Source organism: Ureaplasma diversum NCTC 246 (assembly GCF_000731915.1).
Taxonomy (GTDB): Bacteria; Bacillota_I; Bacilli_A; order Mycoplasmatales; family Mycoplasmoidaceae; genus Ureaplasma; species Ureaplasma diversum.
The window spans coordinates 1-1,552 of the sequence record NZ_JFDP01000115.1; the positions used below are offsets into that span (position 1 = coordinate 1).

Below are 1,552 nucleotides of genomic sequence, written 5' to 3' on the forward strand. Positions count from 1 at the left end.
TAAATCAGCTTCTTTACCATCTTTAGTTACAAACACTTCTCCATGTTGATAAGGAGATAAATAAGTTGGATCAATATTTAAATAAGGATCAAGTTTTTGCATCGCAACCTTATATCCTAATTCAACTAATATTCGTCCAATACTACTTGCACTAACACCTTTACCTAAAGAAGAGTAAACTCCCCCTGTTACAAAAATATATTTTGTTTTTTGGTCTGCTTTCTTTAACATTAAATAATCCTCCAACCTGAAATTGCATTCTTAGCTTCTAGTTCTAAAATTGCTTTTTGTAAATGATCTAAGTTTTTAACATACACTAGTAAATAAGTTTCATGAACTTTTGTTTCTTTATGTTTTTTAATATCAATCTTAACTAGATTAACTTTCATCTTAGTTAAAACACTACAAATCGTGTTTCCGATTGATTCTGTTCAATTACCTTTTAGTAATAAAGCAGCTTTAAAGTAACGTGGTCAATTTGCTAGTTTTTCATCAGATCATTCAACAACAACAATTTTTGCTTTTGAATTGCGAACTTGAACACAATCGTTTCTGTGGATTTCAGCTTTGTTGCGTGTGATCTTAGCAACACAATCAATGCCAGGGATTTTAGTACAACATGTTGTAATCTTAAAACTTGTAAAATAAATATTCTCAAGTCCTGTAAAATATGAAGATTTAGCTAATCATTTCCAAGCTTGGTTTTTAATATTTAAAATTGCTTCATTAGCAATTTTTTTATTTTCAGAAAAAACCTTGTAGATCGTATCTGTTGGAATATTAGTTTCAGATAAGTTATCTAAGAATGTATTAATCGATTTAATATCAAATTCTTTCTCTAATCGGTTTAGCACATGTTCTTCACTTGCTATTCTTCCTTCTAAAAAGAATTCAGCATTAGCAAGGAATTGGGATTTAGTTAATTGTTTATTAAGTTCATATTTTTTAGTGTGATTAAGAATATGTTTTTTAACAATATCATTATTAGCAGAGTTGATTCAAGATGGTTTGATTGTTTCGAGATTCTCAGTGTAGTTGATCTTAATTGTATCTCCTGATTCAACATGAGTATCAAAGTGTGATCTTTCTCCATTTCGATAAATTGCTAAAATGTTAAAGAAGTTATCAACATTGTATTTATAAGCCACATCTAATAAAGTTGATCCATTTGAAACAGTAATGAATTTGTTTGAGTTTAATACTAAAACATCAAAGATCGTTCCAGTTGTAATATCTTTAATTGAATTAATATCTTTTTCATTACTGTTTAAAAAATCTCTTAATAAGATGTTATTAACTGTTAATAAGATATCGTTTTGATTAGCTTCTTTATATTTTCAGTGAGCTGCTAATCCATTGTTAGCAAAAGCATCCATTTTATTTGTTCTTATTTGAACTTCAGATAAAACTTCATCAAATGCAATTGTAGTGTGAATTGATTGATAAAGATTTCATTTAGGAGCTGAAATATAATCTTTAAAAGTGTTTACTAAATAAGTAAAGTTCATATGGGTTAACCCTAAGGTTTGATAACACATATAAACATCATTTA

Annotated in this window: 1 protein-coding gene and 1 pseudogene; both read right to left on the minus strand. The window is 27.8% G+C overall.

Annotated elements, in window-relative coordinates; translation table 4 throughout:
• Positions 1-231, minus strand: a pseudogene (locus tag UDIV_RS04180) (CTP synthase); the annotation flags it as partial.
• Positions 231-1,552 (minus strand): HD domain-containing protein (locus tag UDIV_RS04185; RefSeq protein ID WP_038103796.1); only part of this gene is annotated, 1,322 nt, incomplete at its 5' end. The pseudogene UDIV_RS04180 and the gene UDIV_RS04185, both read right to left, overlap by 1 nt.